Here is a 16,034-nt window from a genome sequence, read left to right as displayed (position 1 = left end):
GGGAGAAGATAGGAGCGTTCGTTATGATCGATTTGTCCGTTCTTATGCTGTCTGTGTTTTATGCCATGTTCGGCATTCTCTTGATGATTGTCTCGAACATCGTCATTGATTTTTTTATCCCCGGGGACTTTTCGGAGGAGATTCGGCGCGGCAACCGCGCGGTCGCGTGGCTCTCGGCAGGCTCGTTCATCGGCATCGGCGAGATCCTGCGCGCGGTCATCGTCACGCCCGTCTATGACGCTGTGCCGCTCGATTTCGTGAGCGGCGTCACGGCGAGCGTCGTCTATGCGTGCGTCGGCATCGTCTTTTTCATCCTCGGGTTCTTCATCATCAATGTGTGGCATCGGAAGTATGAGCTGTCCGCCGAGATCATGCGCGGCAACACGGCGGCGGGGATCTTCGTCTTCGGTATTTTTGTCGGGCTCTCGCTCGTCATCAGCGGCGCGGTACACTAACGGGGCATGCCATGGAGAATGCAGGACGAAAGGCAAAAATTCTCGCTGCCGTATTCGCATCGGTCGCGGCGCTCGGTGCGGGGTATTACTATCGCAACGACATTATATATGAGCTGTGCGAGGTCGTACACCCTGCGTGGAACGCGGGCGAGCAGCGGCTCTCGGATGCCTATGGGCGGCGCTTCACGCTGATGAACGGCGGCGACGGCACGGAGACCGCGCTCTATGACGACGATACGGTGGTGACGTTCCGCCGGGATGAGGCGGGCAATCTGATCTGGGAGTACGGCACGGCAAGCCTGCTCGCGCCGATTGCCGCGAACTATTTTGCGTTCCACGGGAGCGCGTACCCGGGCGGCGCGATGGATGTGAGTGCGATGACCTATCGCCCGAACGGAGCGCTAGAGGCTCTGCCCGCGCCGCCGCCCGTGTCCAAGGGGGTGTCCAACTACCACGGCGGCGCGGGACGCGGCTACTGGGGACGCAGCGGAACGAACTACGACGGAAAAAAGAGCGATAATGTCAAGCAGCTAACGCGAAAATCCGGCTTTGGACGCGCGGGCGTGCGCTCGTCCGGGCACGGTTCGTGAGGAATCTATGATGAGTGCATCCGCAACCTATATCGATCGGCTCGATCCTCGTATTTTCACGTATATTCAGTACGGTGACTATGCGGATCGCTACCCCGCACATACGGCGCAGGCGTTTCCCGACTCCTTTTATGAGGAGCTGCGCACGGCGTCACGGGGGCTTTTTCATGTGTTTTGCAAAGCGGCGGCGGTGTTCCGCGATGCGCCCGACGACTTTGCGCGCGCGATGGACATGCCCGAGGAGCTGCTGCCCTATCTGCGCACGCCGAATGTGTTCGGGCTGCCGACGTGGCTCGCGCGGTTTGACTATGTGCTCGACGAGGCGGGGCGCATCCGCATGGTGGAGATCAACGCGGACACGCCCTGTTTCATCATCGAGAGCTACTATGCGAACGCCGTTGCGGCGGAGTATTTCGAGAAAGGCAATCCGAATGCGGGCGCGACGGCGCAGCTTCGCGTCTTTCTCTCGCATGTGTGGGAACGCTGCGTCGGCGATGCGGATGAGGACGCGCCCTTCGTGTTCTCCTGTTTTGACGACTATCCCGAAGACCTCGCGACGACCCTGTTTTTGCAGAGGCTCATGCAGGAGGGGCATCCGCAGGCGGACATCCGCTTCCTCTCGTTCTACGACATGGAGATCGATGCGGAGGGCATTCCGCTGCCTGATGATGAATATACGGCAGCACTCTATCGACTGCATCCGATGGAGATCCTGATCGACGAGCAGACGGATGAGGACGAGCCGCTCGGCGCGATGTTCCTCGATCTTTATAAGGAAGGAAAGTTCGCGATGATGAACCCGCCCGAGGCGATCGTCCTGCAGAACAAATCCTTTATGGCGCTCGTTCATGCCCTCGCCGCGGAGCGTCGGTTCTTCTCTCCGGAGGAATGCGCGCTCATCGAGCGGTACCTCGTGCCGTCTTATTTCGAGGACGACTTCGGCGCACTCGCGGACGGCGCGTATATCCGCAAGGAGATCTGGGGGCGCGAGGGGCGGAACGTCCGTGTCGTACAAAAAAACGGCGGTCACACGCGGACTGCCGTTGAAAAATACGTCGAAAACTATGATGAGATCGTCTGCCGCACGAGCCGTAAGGCGATGTATCAGGACTTCATCCGTCAGCCGCAGTTTCGGCATACCGTTGACTCGGGGACAAAGGACGGGTACCTCACGCTCTCCTGCTTTATACTGCTTGGCGAACCCTCGGCGGTCGGTGCACGCTTCTCTCCGGAGGAAATCGCCGGAACGGAGGCGTATTTTGTGCCCCTTGTATGCACGAAGTAAGAGGAAATTGCGACTTCCAATATGCGAAAATATGTGCTATAATGCTTATAAGTGACAGACGAGGTTCGGCCTCCCACGGGAGGTGATGCGCATGACGCTGTATGAAGTGCTTTCGCTCGCGATCGCCGCTTTGACGCTGATTGTCAGCATGGTATCTATTCTAATGCGTCCGTGACGCAATAGAAAAAGAACCGTCCACGGTTCGTGTCGGCTCTTCTTCAAGACTTAAAATTTTGGGGAGTGACCGACGACACCACTCGGCTGTCACTCTTTTTGTACTCTTATTATACGGTTCGACACAAAAAATGTCAAGCGTACTTCCAATATTCGAAAGTCTGTGCTATAATATTTGCAAGTGGCAGACGAGGTTCGGCCTCCCTTTGGGAGGTGATGCACATGACGCTGTATGAAGTGCTTTCGCTTGCGATCGCTGCTCTGACGCTGATTGTCAGCATTATATCTGCTCTATTTAATCGTTGATTAAATAGAAAAAGAACCGTCCACGCGGTTCATGTCGGCTCTTCTTCAATCCTAAAAAATTTGGGGAGTGACCGACGGTACCACTCGGCTGTCACTCTTTTTATGCCATTATTATACGGTTCCACACAAAAAATGTCAAGCACACTTCCGTTTTACGAAACTATGCGCTATAATATTTGCAAGTGACAGACGAGGTTCGGCCTCCCTTTGGGAGGTGATGCGCATGACGCTGTATGAGAAGCTTTCGCTCGCGATCGCCGCTCTGACGCTGATTGTCGACATTGTTTCGGCTCTGTTTAATCGTTGATTAAATAGAAAAAGAACCGTCCACGGTTCATGTCGGCTCTTCTTCAAGAAACAAAAATTTTGGGGAGTGACCGACGGAACTACTCGGCTGTCACTCTTTTTGTGTCTTCATTATACGTTTCTCAATACAAATTGTCAAGTCTGGGTGCGCCGCTCGAGCATATTCCCGATGAGGAAAAACGCGAGCGAGACGGTAATGCCGACGGCGATGGGATGCAGACCGAGCGGACGAAAGCCCACCGCCATCGCGACGCAGTAGACGAGCGTCCCGCCGCCCATGGCACAGAGCGCACCCGTGCGCGTCGCCCACGTCGTAAAAAGACCAAAGACAAGCACCCAGAAAAACGCCGTCTCAAGCCCACCGAACGCGAACATATTGATGAGCCAGATGAGCGACGGCGGCGCGATGGCGAGAATGAACACAATAATGCCCAGCGCGGCGGTAATGCCCATGGAGAGACGGCGCAGCGTCTTTTCCGGGACGAACCGACCGCGTTTTTGCATGTGATGGAGATAGACATCCTTCACCACCGCGGAGGACGCCACGATGAGCACGCCCGAGATCGTTGAGATGGACGCCGCGAGCGGGCCGATGATCGCAAAACCGAGCAGCGCGGGCGGCATCACCGACGCCATCAGCTGCGGGATCACACTGTCCACGCCGCCGAGTTCCTTTGCCGGAACCATGAGCACACCGCGCCCGAGCACACCGACGAGGTTCACCGCGATGTTCATAAAGGAAATCACGATCGTCCCGATGATCATCGCCCGGTTCATATCACCGCTGCTCCGATAGCTGATCGAGCGCACCACCGACTGCGGCAGCGCGATCGTCAGCGCGCCCACGAGCAGCCACTGTGAAATGTAGAGCGACACCGGCATATGCCCCGCTGACGTCGGCGTCAGCATCTCCGGATGCGCCGTGCGCAGCGTCTCCATGATCGCCGCAAGCCCCCCCCCTGCATCGAGTACATAGTAAAAGAGCAGCACGATCCCCGCCATCATCACCAGCGCACAGCAAGTATCCGTCAGTGCAACGGCACGGAATCCGCCGATCGACGTATAGACAACGACCACCACACCGAAGAGAATCAGCCCCAGCTCGTAGCTGTATCCCGTTACCGCCGCAAAGAGCTGTGCCCCGCCGACGAACTGCGCCACCATCGACGCCGCAAAGAACAGCACAATCGCAAATGCCGCCAGCGCCGCGAGCGCGTCCGAACGGTAGCGGTGCCGGATGATGTCCACGATCGTCACCGCGTGAATGCGGCGGGCAAGGCGCGCCACCTTTTTCCCGAAAATGCCGAGCACGAGGAAAATCGTCACCGCCTGAATGACCGCCATATAGATCCAGCCGAAGCCGATCTCGTACGCCATCCCGGGACCCCCAACGAACGAACTCACAGAGCTGTACGTCGCGACCATCGTCATCGCGAGCACGAACGATCCGAGCGACTGCCCCCCCACGAAGTAGCCCGAGAGGAAGCCGCCCGCACCTTCATGTCGCCGCACATAGATGCCGAGCGCGAGCATAAAGACCATAAAAAAGAGCAGCGGCAGCAGCACATAGAGCGTATTCATCGCTGCGCCCCCTCTCCGTGCGACTCAAAGGGCACATCCTCCGCCGTGCGCGCAAGATAGAACGCGAGCAGGGCCCCCACCACCATCACGCCGACTGTCGACGTGATCGCCCAGAGCGGGAATCCCGCGACCCAAATATCCGCATCCGCCAGCCCAAAGCCCAGCAGCACCCACAGCACCGCGAACACAGCACCTGCTGCTGCGGTACGCCTCGCCTCACGCGCGATAGCGTCCGCACATCTCTCTTCGGTTGTCATAAACTCCTCCTCAAAACACGCGCCGTCGAACGCAGAACAACATGCTGTCCGCGGCAGTTTCCAATAAAATATACCGCATTATCCTACCATAAGTTGATATAGTGTGCAAATTTTTTCTGAATTTGACGTAGGTCTTTAACTACGCCTTCGCTTGGATTCTCCTCATGCCTAGCTATGCATCAAAGCTTGCACGCCGCGTAGGTTGCGGTGGGGAGACACGGAATTTTCGCGCCTAGCGTTGTCATTTTCGTCGAACGCTTCGTCGACGTAGGTTTTGGCTGCGCCTTTATTCCTAGCTATGCATCGAAACGTCCGTGTCATTCGGCTGCAAAATCAAATATCATAGATCGAAAAGAACCGGAAACGTTCCTCGTTTCACGGTTCTTTTTATTGTTTCTATAAAATTCTCATGACATTTGTTAAATTTCTTAAAGTATGGGATTGATTTAAATATATAAATCATATAAAATGGATAGCATTAAATGTCGGGGACAGGTACGCTGTGGGGCGCACCCGATTGTTGTGTAGAAATGGAAATGAAAAGGAAGGGATGTATTTTGGGAATCAAGCAAAAACTGCTTCTCATGGGAACCCTCATGGTGCTGCTCGTTATTGCGATCTGCGGCATCGGCTACTACCGCGCACAGGAAGCGCTCGTGGAGAGTACCTCCGGCGAGATCAACGCGCTCCTGCACGTTGAATCGGAGAAACTCGACAGCTGGATCTCGAAAAAACTCCAGCGCACCGAGAGTCTGGCGAACCTCCTCACCGCCATGGGCGACAATCCCGTCGTCATGAACCGTGAGATCGTCAGCCTCGCCGCCGGCGATAAAGATCTCATCGACCTCGCCTACGGCGCCGAGGACGGGCGCTTCATCAGCTGGGTCGACGGCAACATCACCGGAGAGTTTGACCCGCTGAACCGCCCTTGGTATCTTGAGGCAAAGACCAAGAGCGCACCGTTCTTCACATCCGTTTACGTGGACAACTCCACGAAGAAACCCATCATCTCCGCCGTCGCTCCCTACAGCATCGACGGCACGTTCCGCGGCGCCGTTCTCTCGGACATCTCGCTCGACGCCCTCGCGGAATACATCAAATCCGTCAAATACCAAGGTACCGGAGCGAGCATCGTCGTCGACCCGAGCGGGCTGATCATTGCGTCCTCCGAAGGGCAGGCACTGCACAAGGTCGACGAGAACGAAGTCCTCAAAGTACGCTTCCCGGAGATGCTGCAAAATAAAAACGGCTACTTTATCATGGAAAAAGACGGGCAGTCGCAGATCATCGCGTACGCCACCGTCCCATCGACCGGCTGGGTCGTCAGCATCGCCGTTCCCGAGAGCGTCGCCTTTGCGCAGCTTGCCGGGCTCAAGACCACCTACACGGTCATGAGCATCATCGGCATTCTGCTCGTTGCGGGCATCCTCTTCGCCCTCCTGCGCTTCGCATCGTCCGTTACCGGAGCGACCGAGCGCCTCATGCACCACGTCGGACTGCTCGCAAAGGGCGAGCTGAACCTCCCCGATCTGCCTGTTGTCTCGCAGGATGAGCTCGGGCGCCTTGCTGAGAACTTCAACAGTATGGTCAAAAATATCAAGGCGCTCATCAAGCAGGTTGCCGGAACCGCCGAGCAGCTCGCCGCCGCAAGCGAAGAGCTCACCGCAGGCGCGCAGCAGATGGCGGAATCCGCCACCGCCGTCGCCTCCACCGTCATTGAGGTCGCGGGCGGTACGGATCGCCAGCTCGAGAGCCTTGCGGGCGCAAAGAAGACCATCGGTATCGTCATGGGCGACGTCACGCGCATGAGCGAAAAAGCGGAAAAGGTCGCCGCCGGCTCCGCCTCCACCGCGGATGCTGCCGCCCGGGGCGAAACCCTCATGAACGAAGCCATGACAAAGATGAGCGGCATCGAGCAGAGCGTCCTGCGATCCGCCGAGGTCGTCGAAAAACTCGGCGAGAGTTCCAAGCAGATCGGCGAGATCGTCGAATCCATCTCTGCCATCGCAGAGCAGACCAACCTCCTCGCCCTCAACGCCGCTATTGAGGCGGCGCGCGCAGGGGAGTCGGGGCGCGGCTTTGCAGTCGTCGCCGAAGAGGTGCGCAAGCTCGCCGAGGGGGCACGTGAAGCCGCCGAGCAGATCAAAGAGCGCATCTCCGTCGTCCAGCATGATACCGCCGAAGCAGTTACCGCCATGCAGAGCGGCACCGCCGAGGTGCAGTCGGGTTCCGCTGCCATCCGCGACGTTGGGGCGCAGTTCGAGGACATCATGCGTATGGTCGATGAGATCAACACGCAGATGACTGAGATGAACAGCGCCATTCACACCGTCGAGACAGGCATGGACGACATTGTCGGATCTGCGACCATGGTCAACGAAATCACCGAGCAGACCGCCGACCATATGCAGAGCATCTCCAGTTCGTCCGAGTCGCAGTCCGCCTCGAGCCAGGAGATCGCAAGCGCATCGCAGAGTTTGGCGATGCTCGCGACGGACTTGCAGAATACCACGAATAAGTTCAAATTCTAATCGGGTTCGATTAAATATTGGTTCCGCAAAGGCATGCCGGGGATTTCCCGCCGTGCCTTTTTTTGCGCGCATATCCGATGGCTTCGAATCATTTTCTCACAGATATCTCGGTAAATTTTCTCTAAATATGCATAAGGGCTTGATTAACCCGCGAGAATTATATAGAATAAAAAAGGAACGCGATAGAGTCGGGGGACTCTGATAGAGTGATTCCATATTTTTTGAAGGAAGGAATATATTGTGGGGATCAAACAAAAACTTCTGCTGACGGGAATTCTCATGGCGGTACTTGTCGTTGCGATTTGTGGCATCGGTTATTTCAAGGCGAAAAGCGCGCTCGAAAATAGCATCTCCGGCGAGATCAAGGCGACGTTGACCGTCGAGAGCGAAATGCTGAACGGCTGGCTGAACGAAAAAGGGCGTATCGCTCAAGCCACGGCAAACCTCCTCACCGAATATGCGGGCAGACCTGAGCAGTTTGACCAAAGCATGCTTAGTCTCGGCGCAGACGATAAGGATGTGCTTAACATCATTCACGGTGCGGAAAGCGGCAGGTACATCCGCTGGACGACGGGCGATGCCACGGGGCAGGTCAATCCACACGAACGCCCGTGGTACAACGAAGCCAAGGCAATTGGAAAACAGGGATTTACCAAGGCATATGAAGACCTCAATACCAAAAAGATCCTTGTCTCGGCAATCGCTCCATACAATGATAAAAATAATACGGTCGCGGGTGTTGTCTGCGTCGACATTTCGCTTGCTCCGCTCGCCGAACATATCAAGAATCTCAAATATCACGGGCAGGGACAGGCCGAGATCGTCGATCCGAGCGGTATCATCCTCGCCTCCTCCGAAGGGCAGGAAATGCAGCGCTTCGACCAAAATGAGGTTCTGAAAGCGCGTTTTCCTGAGATGCTGCAAAAGAAAGCCGATTACTTTACAATGGAAGAGAACGGTGAGGAGCAGATTATCGCCTATGCCACCGTCCCTGTAAACGGTTGGATCGTCGTCGTTTCCGTACCGGAATCCATTGCTTTTGCCGAGTTGAACAGCCTCAAACTGACCTACGCCGTGATGAGCATCATCGGTATCGTGCTTGTCGGCATCATTATTTTCGTGCTTCTGCGCTTTGCGTCTACCATCACGGGGGCGACCGATCGCCTCATGCACCATGTCAGTGCATTGGCAGAGGGGAAACTGAACCTCCCGGATCTCCCCGTTACCTCCAAGGATGAACTCGGTCGGCTTGCATCGAACTTTAATACTATGATGAAAAATATCAACGGTCTCATCAAGCAAGTTGCCGGAACCGCCGAGCAACTCGCGGCGGCGAGCGAAGAGCTCACCGCGGGCGCGCATCAGATGGCCGAATCCGCAACAAATGTTGCCTCCACCGTTGTCGAGGTCGCGAGCGGTACACAACGGCAGCTTACGAACGTCTCCGGAGCAAAGGCCGGTGTCGAAACCGTATCCGGCGATATTCGCCGTATGACCGACGATGCGAAACAGGTTGCCGCCGGCTCCGCTGCGACTGCAGACGCAGCGCAAAAGGGCGAAGCTCTTATGAACGAGGCCATGGCGAAGATGGCGGGCATCGAGCAGAGCGTTCTGCATTCAGCCGAAGTCGTCGAGAAACTCGGCGAAAGCTCCAAGCAGATCGGCGAGATTGTTGACACGATCTCCGGTATCGCCGATCAGACCAACCTTCTTGCACTCAATGCAGCCATCGAAGCGGCACGCGCGGGAGAGACCGGACGCGGCTTTGCAGTCGTCGCAGAGGAAGTAAGAAAGCTTGCTGAACAGTCCCGTGAAGCCTCCGAACAGATCAAAGAGCGCATCGCCGGCGTCCAGCGCGATACCGCCGAAGCCGTCGCTGCGATGCAGAGCGGCACATCGGAAGTACAGGTAGGCACAGCTGCGATTCATGACGTCGGTGCGCAGTTTGAAAGCATCATGAAGATGGTCGATACGATCAACGGACAAATGGCACAGATCAACAACGCCATGCAGACCATATCGACGGGAGCCGAGGATATTGTTCATGCTGTCGACGATATCAATGAGATCAGTAAAACAACGGCGGATCACATGCAGAATATTTCCAGCTCCTCGGAATCGCAGTCCGCATCGAGTCAGGAGATCGCAAGCGCATCGCAGAGTCTGGCGACACTAGCGACGGATCTGCAAAATATCACGAATAAATTTAAGTTTTAGCAGCGACGCGCGACCTTAGCACATCGTTGTGTTACGATAAAAAGACCGCTCCCAATCGAGCGGTCTTTTTTGTATGTGGTAGGTCGTATTTACTTTTTGCACCGGCAGATCAGCGTGGGCGGGAAGTTCCGCAGGATGCGCTCGGCAAGCCGCCACGCGACGACGCCGAAGAAGATGCCGAGCGCGGCGCCGGCGATGACGTCGGTCGGGTAATGGACGAAGAGATACATCCGGGAGAACCCGATGAGCGCAGCGAGCGCAAGGAGTACCGTGCCGATGCTGCGCCGCACGCCGCAGGCAAGCACCGACGCCATTGCAAATGCGCCGAAGGTATGCCCCGACGGGAAGGAATAATTCGTCGGTCCGCCGTCCGCGAGCACGGTGACAAGTGGATATGTGACGCAGGGGCGCGCGCGCATGATGAGGTTTTTCAGCGCGAGATCGCCGACGACGAGGCAAAAGAGCAGTGCGAGGATGACGGCGATGCCGACGCGGCGGTATTTGCGGGTGTAAATAAGCACTCCTGCGAGGAGGCACCAAATGATGCCGAGTCCGTGCAGATCGCCGAGCGACGAGGCGCCGATCATCCACGGGGTGAGCCACGGGTGTACGAGGTGGTTCTGTATCCAAAAGATTGCCGCCGTATCCGCCCCAAGAATCATGTCCATATGTGAAGCTTCCCTCGATTCTAATCATATGAAATGTAACTTTTTTGCCCAAAACGATACCCGCAGTGCGCCTGACGGTCGCCTGCGGGATCGCGGCGTTGCTCTTTAATTTTCGGTATCCGAGGGATTAGTCGTCAACGCGGCTCGAGAGCACATTGCCGGTTGCGGCGTCGATGCGGACTTTGTACTTCACCGTGCCGTCGGTGCAGGTGACGTTATAGACGGGCAGGAAAGCGGGGCGCGCGTCGGGCATGGCCATATGCGGGGCGGGTGCGGCGCCGTGCATTGGTGCAGGTGCGCCGACAGGCGGCTGTGCGGCATCCGCAGGGGTGGTCTGCGGCGGTGCTGCGGGAGCTCCTGCCGGCTGCGGCGCGGGGGCGTTTGCCGCCTGTGCGGCTGCGCCGCGATCGCGCTGCGCGAGGGCGAGCTTGAAGTAATCTTCGGGGGTGACATCGCCGCGGTCACGGCGTTCTTTGTGTTTTTCTCCCTTTTCATGCTTTTTGTCCTTGTCGTGTTTATCGCGTTTGTCATGTTTGTCGCGTTTTTCGTCACGGTCAGCGGCATTGGTGAGTTCCACGCGGCGGAATGTCAGCGCGCTCTCGTCCTTTCCGACTGCCGTTGCGGCGATTGAGCGTGCCTCCGCTTCGGAGATGAGGCTGACGTTCTCGCGCTCTGCCTGTGCGGTCATCATTGCCGTCTGAGCGGCGGCAGCGGCGGTGCGGTGCGCGATCTTTTGCTCGTGCATATAGTACGATGCGCCGCCGGTGACGACTGCCGTGAGTACGAGGAGCGCGCCCAGTTTCTTCAGACGCGATTTTGTGACGATCCCCGATGCTGCATTTTTGATGTTTTCCATTTCCATGATGTATTCCTCCTATATGATAATGACTTTGTTCCGGTCGGGCGGGATGTGCTCGCCCTGTCGATGGTTATAGTATAGGAGGGAGGTATAAACAATTCGTAAACAAAGGAAAAAGAATGTCTAAATTCTTCGCTGCGGATTGTTTTTGTACAAAAAAAACGCACCAATACGGTGCGGTATGTATTAAGTATAAAATCTCATGGAAAAATGGCGAGCATCAGACCGCCCGCCGCGATCAGGGCGATGGCGATGCCGTGCATGAGGCTGACGTGCTCGCCGAAAAATATCAGGGCGATGAGGACGGCAAAGACGACGCTGAGTTTATCGATGGGGGCGACTTGTGTGACGTCGCCGTCCTTGAGCGCGAGAAAGTAAAAGAGCCACGAGAGCGCGCCCGCAATGCCGCTGAGCGCGACGAAGAGAAGCGCCTTTTTATCGGCAAAGACCGTCGGCAGGTCGGCGGCATGTCCCTCTGCGAGCACGACGCCTACGAGAAAGACCGACATGATGACGGAGCGCACCGCCGTTGCGGCGCTTGTATCAAGCCCCGCGACGCCCACTTTGCCAAAGATGGAGACGAATGCCGCGCACAGTGCCGAGAGCAGCGCATAGAAAAGCCACGAGCTCATGGTGCATCCCCCTTTTGTTGCTTGATCCCCATGGTGTGAGTATAGCACGGTTCATCGTCAAATGCACGCATCCAAAAGTATTCCGTTGTTCCTCATAACATCGATCCATTTTTCGATTGCCGGCCGGTGCAGCTGTTTGGCGGCGATCGACATATAGGTGCGCCAGCGCGGCGGCCGCGGGTCGCCGATGAGGGGGATCTCCCGCACCGAGCCCTCCGTGAGAAATGCCTGCGCCGTGGATCGTGTGACGATCGCCGTGCTGAGACCTTCTTTGACCAGCGCCATCAGCGCGGGCGTGCTGCTCATATAGCAGCCGGAAAACCGATTGGCCGGAATGATGCTGTGGAACCACTCGGAAAATGCCCCGCCCCAATCCTGCATGATCAAGTTCGTGATCGCGAGCCCTTTGACATGGATGCTCTCATATTCCGCCAGGGGATCCTTACGCCCGACCACAAAGACGAAGTCCTCGTCGACGCAGACCCAGCTGCGTATCTTTTTGCTTTTCGGGAGGCGATAGCTGATCGCGACGTCGATCAGACCGTCCGCGAGCTGCTGCAAAATATCCGACGAATGCCCGATCGCGGCATGGATCGAAATCCGGGGATAGGCGAGCATAAAATCGACGTAGACCGGCAGCAGGAAATTACCGAGCGCGGAATTCACATTGCCGATCGCCAGCCGGTCGTCAAACGTCTCGATTGCGTTGATGTGCCAGCGTCCCTGCTCGCATCCGCCGCGGATAAGGTCGTCGTCCTGCACGAAAAGAAGCTGTACGCAGAGGGCGCTGTCGAGGACATCCTCACGGAGCGCATGTTCCGCGATGTGTACCGGATGAACGTAGAATTCTGCCGGACTGCCGCAGGGCATACGGTGACGGTTCCTATTTCGCCCTGCGAGTAAGACTGCCGCAGGGAAGTATAAGGAGCGGGACATGAATCCGATCGCACGGTTCTTTGCACTCGAATCCCATTTGGATGCAGGTGAAAAACAGGGCAATATGCCGCCGGCAAAGGCGCTGTACCGCGATTACTGGCGTGTGGCATGGCCGACGGCGCTCGAGGGCATCTTTCTCAACCTCATTCTGCTCGCGGATCTCGTCATGGTCGGGAGCCTCGGCATCGCGCAGGCGGCGGCGATCGGGATCGTCAGTCAGCCGAAGATGCTCATGCAGATGTTCGGAAAGGCGCTCGGCACGGGGGTCACGGCGGTCACTGCACGCAGAAAGGGCGCGCGCGACTATCTCTCGCTGAACAGCTGCATCAAGCAGTCGCTGGCGCTGACCGTTCTCGTCTACGCCGTGCTGGCGAGCCTTGGCTATATATACCGCGAAGAGATTCTGCGGCTCATGGGCGCGAACGACGAATATATCGGCTATGCGCTCGTCTACTTCACATATCTGATCGGCGCGCTGTTTTTCAAGGCGATGTCGGCGATCCTCACCGCCGTACAGATCGGCATCGGGCAAACGAAGATCATCCTGCAGGCGAGCGTTGCGGGGAACCTCGTCAACGTCTGCCTGAACTATGTGCTGATCTTCGGCGCGTTCGGCTTCCCGCGGATGGAGATCAAGGGCGCGGCGATCGCGACCATCATCGGGGAAGCGGTGATCTTCCTCGTCCTCCTCTATGCAGTGCTCCGACACCCGCAGGAGGGTGTCGATCTGCGCGGGCAGGGGACATTTGCCTTCGAGCGGAAAACCCTGACTCCGGTGCTGGCGGTCGGCACGAATTCCTTTTTGGAGCAGATCTTCGAGCGCATGGGGCTGCTCGTCTTTGCCCGCCTGATCGCCGAGCTCGGCACGGTCGCCGTCGGGACGCACCACTACTGCATCATCCTGTGGGATCTCTACTATTATTTCGGGCTAGGAATGAGCACGGCAAGCGCGTCCTTTGCCGGGCGAAAGCTCGGGGAGAAACGCCGCGACCTCGCGCGTCTCTATATGAAAGCGGCACAAAAGTCGGGGCTTATCGTCTCTCTCGTCGTCGCCGCCGCGCTCCTGCTGCTGCGCGGGACAATTTTTTCCGCAATGATTGCAGACGCGGATGCCGCCGCGCTCGGCGCGGGCATCCTCGCCATTGTAGCCGTTCTCATCGTGCCGCAGACGCAGGCGCAGGTGCTCGCGGGGACGCTGCGCAGGGCGGGGGACAACCGCTTCATCGCGCAGTATTCGCTCTTTGTCAGCGCGATTCTGCGTTCCTGCATCGCATATGTTTTAGCTTTTCCCCTCGGGATGGGGCTCTATGGGATATGGGGCGCGCTCCTGATCGACGAGGTGCTCAAGATGCTCTTGACAGAGTACCGCATCGGCAAAGGCATTTGGCTGACCAAAGAGCTCTGAGACGGGAACCTGTTCCGCCATAAAAAAGAGCGCGGGCATTGCTGCCTGCGCTCTTTTCTATGTGTCGGGGATTGCAATATCATACCTTGAACTTGCCGACGAGCCCCTCAAGGTTCGCTGCGAGCTGCGCGAGGTTTTCGGCAGTGGCGGTGAACTCTTCGATGGAAGCGGTTTGCTGCTCGATGGCGGCGGCGGAGTCCTCGGAGAGACTCGCGATATGCGTGGCGCTCTTTGCAACGCCCTGTGTCGTTGTCTCCATGTCCTTTGTATCGGACGAAGTCGAGCGGCTGAGCGCACTGATCTCGGCAACGGCGTCGGCACTGGCGCGCGAGCTCTCCAAGATGGTGTCAAGAGCGCCCGTGAGCCCTTTCACGACGGCGATGATCTCATCAAGCTCGCGCACGAGCGTGTCGTTTGCCGTGCGTGTCTGCGTGACCTGACCGCGGATGTCGGCGATTTTTTTTGTCACCTCATCGGCGGCATTGCCGGAGTTCTCGGCGAGTTTGCGCACCTCTTCGGCGACGACGGCAAAGCCGCGTCCCGACTCTCCCGCGCGTGCGGCCTCGATGGCGGCGTTGAGGGCGAGGAGGTTGGTCTGCCCGGAGAGTTCCTTGATGATGTCGACGATCTGGTTGATGTCCTCGGCGTATTGGGTGAGCGTCCGGACATTTTCGTTCATCTCGTCAACGATGCCGCGCAGGCGATCCGTCTGCGCCGAGACATTGCTGACGTTCGTACGTCCCGCTTCCGCGTTCTCCTTCGATCCGACCGAGAGTTCGGACGAATGCTGCGCATAGTCGAGCATCTGCGCCATGTTGCCCGCAATCGCAGTGACCCGGTCGGCAAGCCCCTGCATGTCTGCATTCTGTGCGTTCGCGTCGCCCGCGACATCCGTAATGATGTGCGCGACATGTTCGACGGCACGGCTGCTTTCGCTGCTCGCCTGCGAGAGGTTCGTCGAGAGTGCGGAGACCTGCTCGGCGGCGTCCTGTGCGCCGCGCATGATGGCCTGTAAATTCGCGACAAATTTGTTGAAATACTGCACGATCTGCCCGATCTCATCGTCGCGCTCGGCGTGCATCCGCTGTGTGAGATCGCCGTCCCCCTCTGCGATATCCGCAAAAGAGTGCGTCAGCATGGCGAGCGGGCGCAGAATCTGTGTGAAAATGACGAAGAATGCGCCGCCCACGATGATGAGGGCAAGCAGGATGACGATCTCCTGTACGGTCTTGGAGGCGGCGACCTTTTCCTGACTTGCGGCGTCGTACGCCCCGACGAGCTTATTGACCTCGGCAACGTAGTCCGCGACGGAGGCGGCGACCTTGGCGTCCGCCGCTGCGCGCGCCTCGAGGCTGTCCGCGTTCATCACGGCGGTGACCTGCGCGCGATAGGCTTCCCAGCGCGGTTTTATCGCGTCGAGCTGCGCGCGTGCGGCGGGGTCGTCCGTTTTCGTGAGGTTCAGCGCAGGATCACCCGCATCGAGCCCCTTGAGGATCTTGTCGTACTGGGCGATAAATTCCTCAATATTTTTTCGGATCGTATCGGCGTCCGCGCCGTCCGCCGAGACAAGACGCGCGGAGAGCCACGAGAGCTGATACGCCTTCATGCGCAGCGAGCCGGAGGCGTTCACCATCGGCGAGTCGCCCTTGAGCTGGTCGAACGTGTGGAAGTTGAATCCAACGAGCGCAACGATGAAGACAAAGAGCGTGATGAGAATGGAGAGGAGTTTGACGCGAATGGACATTGCTTTCAGAACCTTTCTGCATAACGTGAAGCTATTATGCCGGGGCAAAACATGCGCCCGATTCCTATGTTATACTTTTGTGATAATA

Annotated in this window: 13 protein-coding genes; 6 read left to right on the top strand and 7 right to left on the bottom strand. The window is 57.5% G+C overall.

What is annotated here, in order from left to right:
* Positions 1-23: 23 nt before the first annotated feature.
* The 3 genes from K341_RS0107630 to K341_RS0107620 are packed head-to-tail and all read left to right on the top strand — an operon-like array spanning position 24 to position 2,330.
* Positions 24-455 (top strand): DUF350 domain-containing protein, encoded by a 432-nt coding sequence (locus K341_RS0107630; RefSeq protein WP_009657570.1) that lies wholly within the window; start codon positions 24-26, stop codon positions 453-455.
* Positions 456-466: 11 nt separating this feature from the next.
* Positions 467-1,045, top strand: coding sequence for a hypothetical protein (locus K341_RS0107625; RefSeq protein ID WP_026762381.1), 579 nt, complete (start codon positions 467-469; stop codon positions 1,043-1,045).
* A gap of 10 nt (positions 1,046-1,055) precedes the next feature.
* On the top strand, positions 1,056-2,330 hold the full coding sequence (locus K341_RS0107620) for a glutathionylspermidine synthase family protein (protein ID WP_026762380.1): 1,275 nt from the start codon (positions 1,056-1,058) through the stop codon (positions 2,328-2,330).
* Positions 2,331-3,251: 921 nt separating this feature from the next.
* Here the strand turns inward: K341_RS0107620 and panF are convergent.
* Together panF and K341_RS0107605 are read right to left on the bottom strand one after the other, a co-directional pair.
* Positions 3,252-4,697: a sodium/pantothenate symporter gene (gene panF, locus K341_RS0107610; RefSeq protein ID WP_009657584.1), complete on the bottom strand. Its 1,446-nt coding sequence runs from the start codon at positions 4,695-4,697 to the stop codon at positions 3,252-3,254.
* On the bottom strand, positions 4,694-4,954 hold the full coding sequence (locus K341_RS0107605) for a DUF997 family protein (RefSeq protein ID WP_009657581.1): 261 nt from the start codon (positions 4,952-4,954) through the stop codon (positions 4,694-4,696). Before K341_RS0107605 ends, panF begins: the two co-directional genes overlap by 4 nt.
* A gap of 557 nt (positions 4,955-5,511) precedes the next feature.
* On the opposite strand from K341_RS0107605, the gene K341_RS0107600 reads away from it, so the two are divergent.
* On the top strand, positions 5,512-7,485 hold the full coding sequence (locus K341_RS0107600) for a methyl-accepting chemotaxis protein (RefSeq protein WP_026762379.1): 1,974 nt from the start codon (positions 5,512-5,514) through the stop codon (positions 7,483-7,485).
* Between the two features lie 240 nt (positions 7,486-7,725).
* Positions 7,726-9,702: a methyl-accepting chemotaxis protein gene (locus K341_RS0107595; RefSeq protein WP_009657582.1), complete on the top strand. Its 1,977-nt coding sequence runs from the start codon at positions 7,726-7,728 to the stop codon at positions 9,700-9,702.
* Between the two features lie 89 nt (positions 9,703-9,791).
* Here the strand turns inward: K341_RS0107595 and K341_RS0107590 are convergent, their stop codons facing one another.
* The 4 genes from K341_RS0107590 to K341_RS0107575 form a co-directional block, all read right to left on the bottom strand.
* The gene (locus K341_RS0107590; RefSeq protein ID WP_026762378.1) at positions 9,792-10,370 is read right to left on the bottom strand and encodes a phosphatase PAP2 family protein; all 579 of its coding nucleotides are present in this window, start codon (positions 10,368-10,370) and stop codon (positions 9,792-9,794) included.
* A gap of 127 nt (positions 10,371-10,497) precedes the next feature.
* Positions 10,498-11,232: a PepSY domain-containing protein gene (locus K341_RS0107585; protein ID WP_026762377.1), complete on the bottom strand. Its 735-nt coding sequence runs from the start codon at positions 11,230-11,232 to the stop codon at positions 10,498-10,500.
* Between the two features lie 197 nt (positions 11,233-11,429).
* Positions 11,430-11,861 (bottom strand): EamA family transporter, encoded by a 432-nt coding sequence (locus K341_RS0107580; RefSeq protein WP_026762376.1) that lies wholly within the window; start codon positions 11,859-11,861, stop codon positions 11,430-11,432.
* A gap of 57 nt (positions 11,862-11,918) precedes the next feature.
* Positions 11,919-12,731: a substrate-binding domain-containing protein gene (locus K341_RS0107575; protein ID WP_248676885.1), complete on the bottom strand. Its 813-nt coding sequence runs from the start codon at positions 12,729-12,731 to the stop codon at positions 11,919-11,921.
* A gap of 64 nt (positions 12,732-12,795) precedes the next feature.
* On the opposite strand from K341_RS0107575, the gene K341_RS0107570 reads away from it, so the two are divergent.
* The gene (locus K341_RS0107570; protein ID WP_009350677.1) at positions 12,796-14,202 is read left to right on the top strand and encodes an MATE family efflux transporter; all 1,407 of its coding nucleotides are present in this window, start codon (positions 12,796-12,798) and stop codon (positions 14,200-14,202) included.
* A 79-nt stretch (positions 14,203-14,281) separates the two neighbouring features.
* Here K341_RS0107570 and K341_RS0107565 read toward each other — a convergent pair whose 3' ends face one another.
* On the bottom strand, positions 14,282-15,946 hold the full coding sequence (locus K341_RS0107565) for a methyl-accepting chemotaxis protein (RefSeq protein ID WP_009350676.1): 1,665 nt from the start codon (positions 15,944-15,946) through the stop codon (positions 14,282-14,284).
* Positions 15,947-16,034 lie beyond the last annotated feature (88 nt).

Origin of the sequence: Centipeda artemidis DSM 19719 (assembly GCF_000426665.1) — a bacterium.
Lineage (GTDB): Bacteria > Bacillota > Negativicutes > Selenomonadales > Selenomonadaceae > Centipeda > Centipeda artemidis.
The sequence above is the reverse complement of the archived record's forward strand: the minus strand, read 5'-3'. Positions and strand labels throughout refer to the sequence as shown.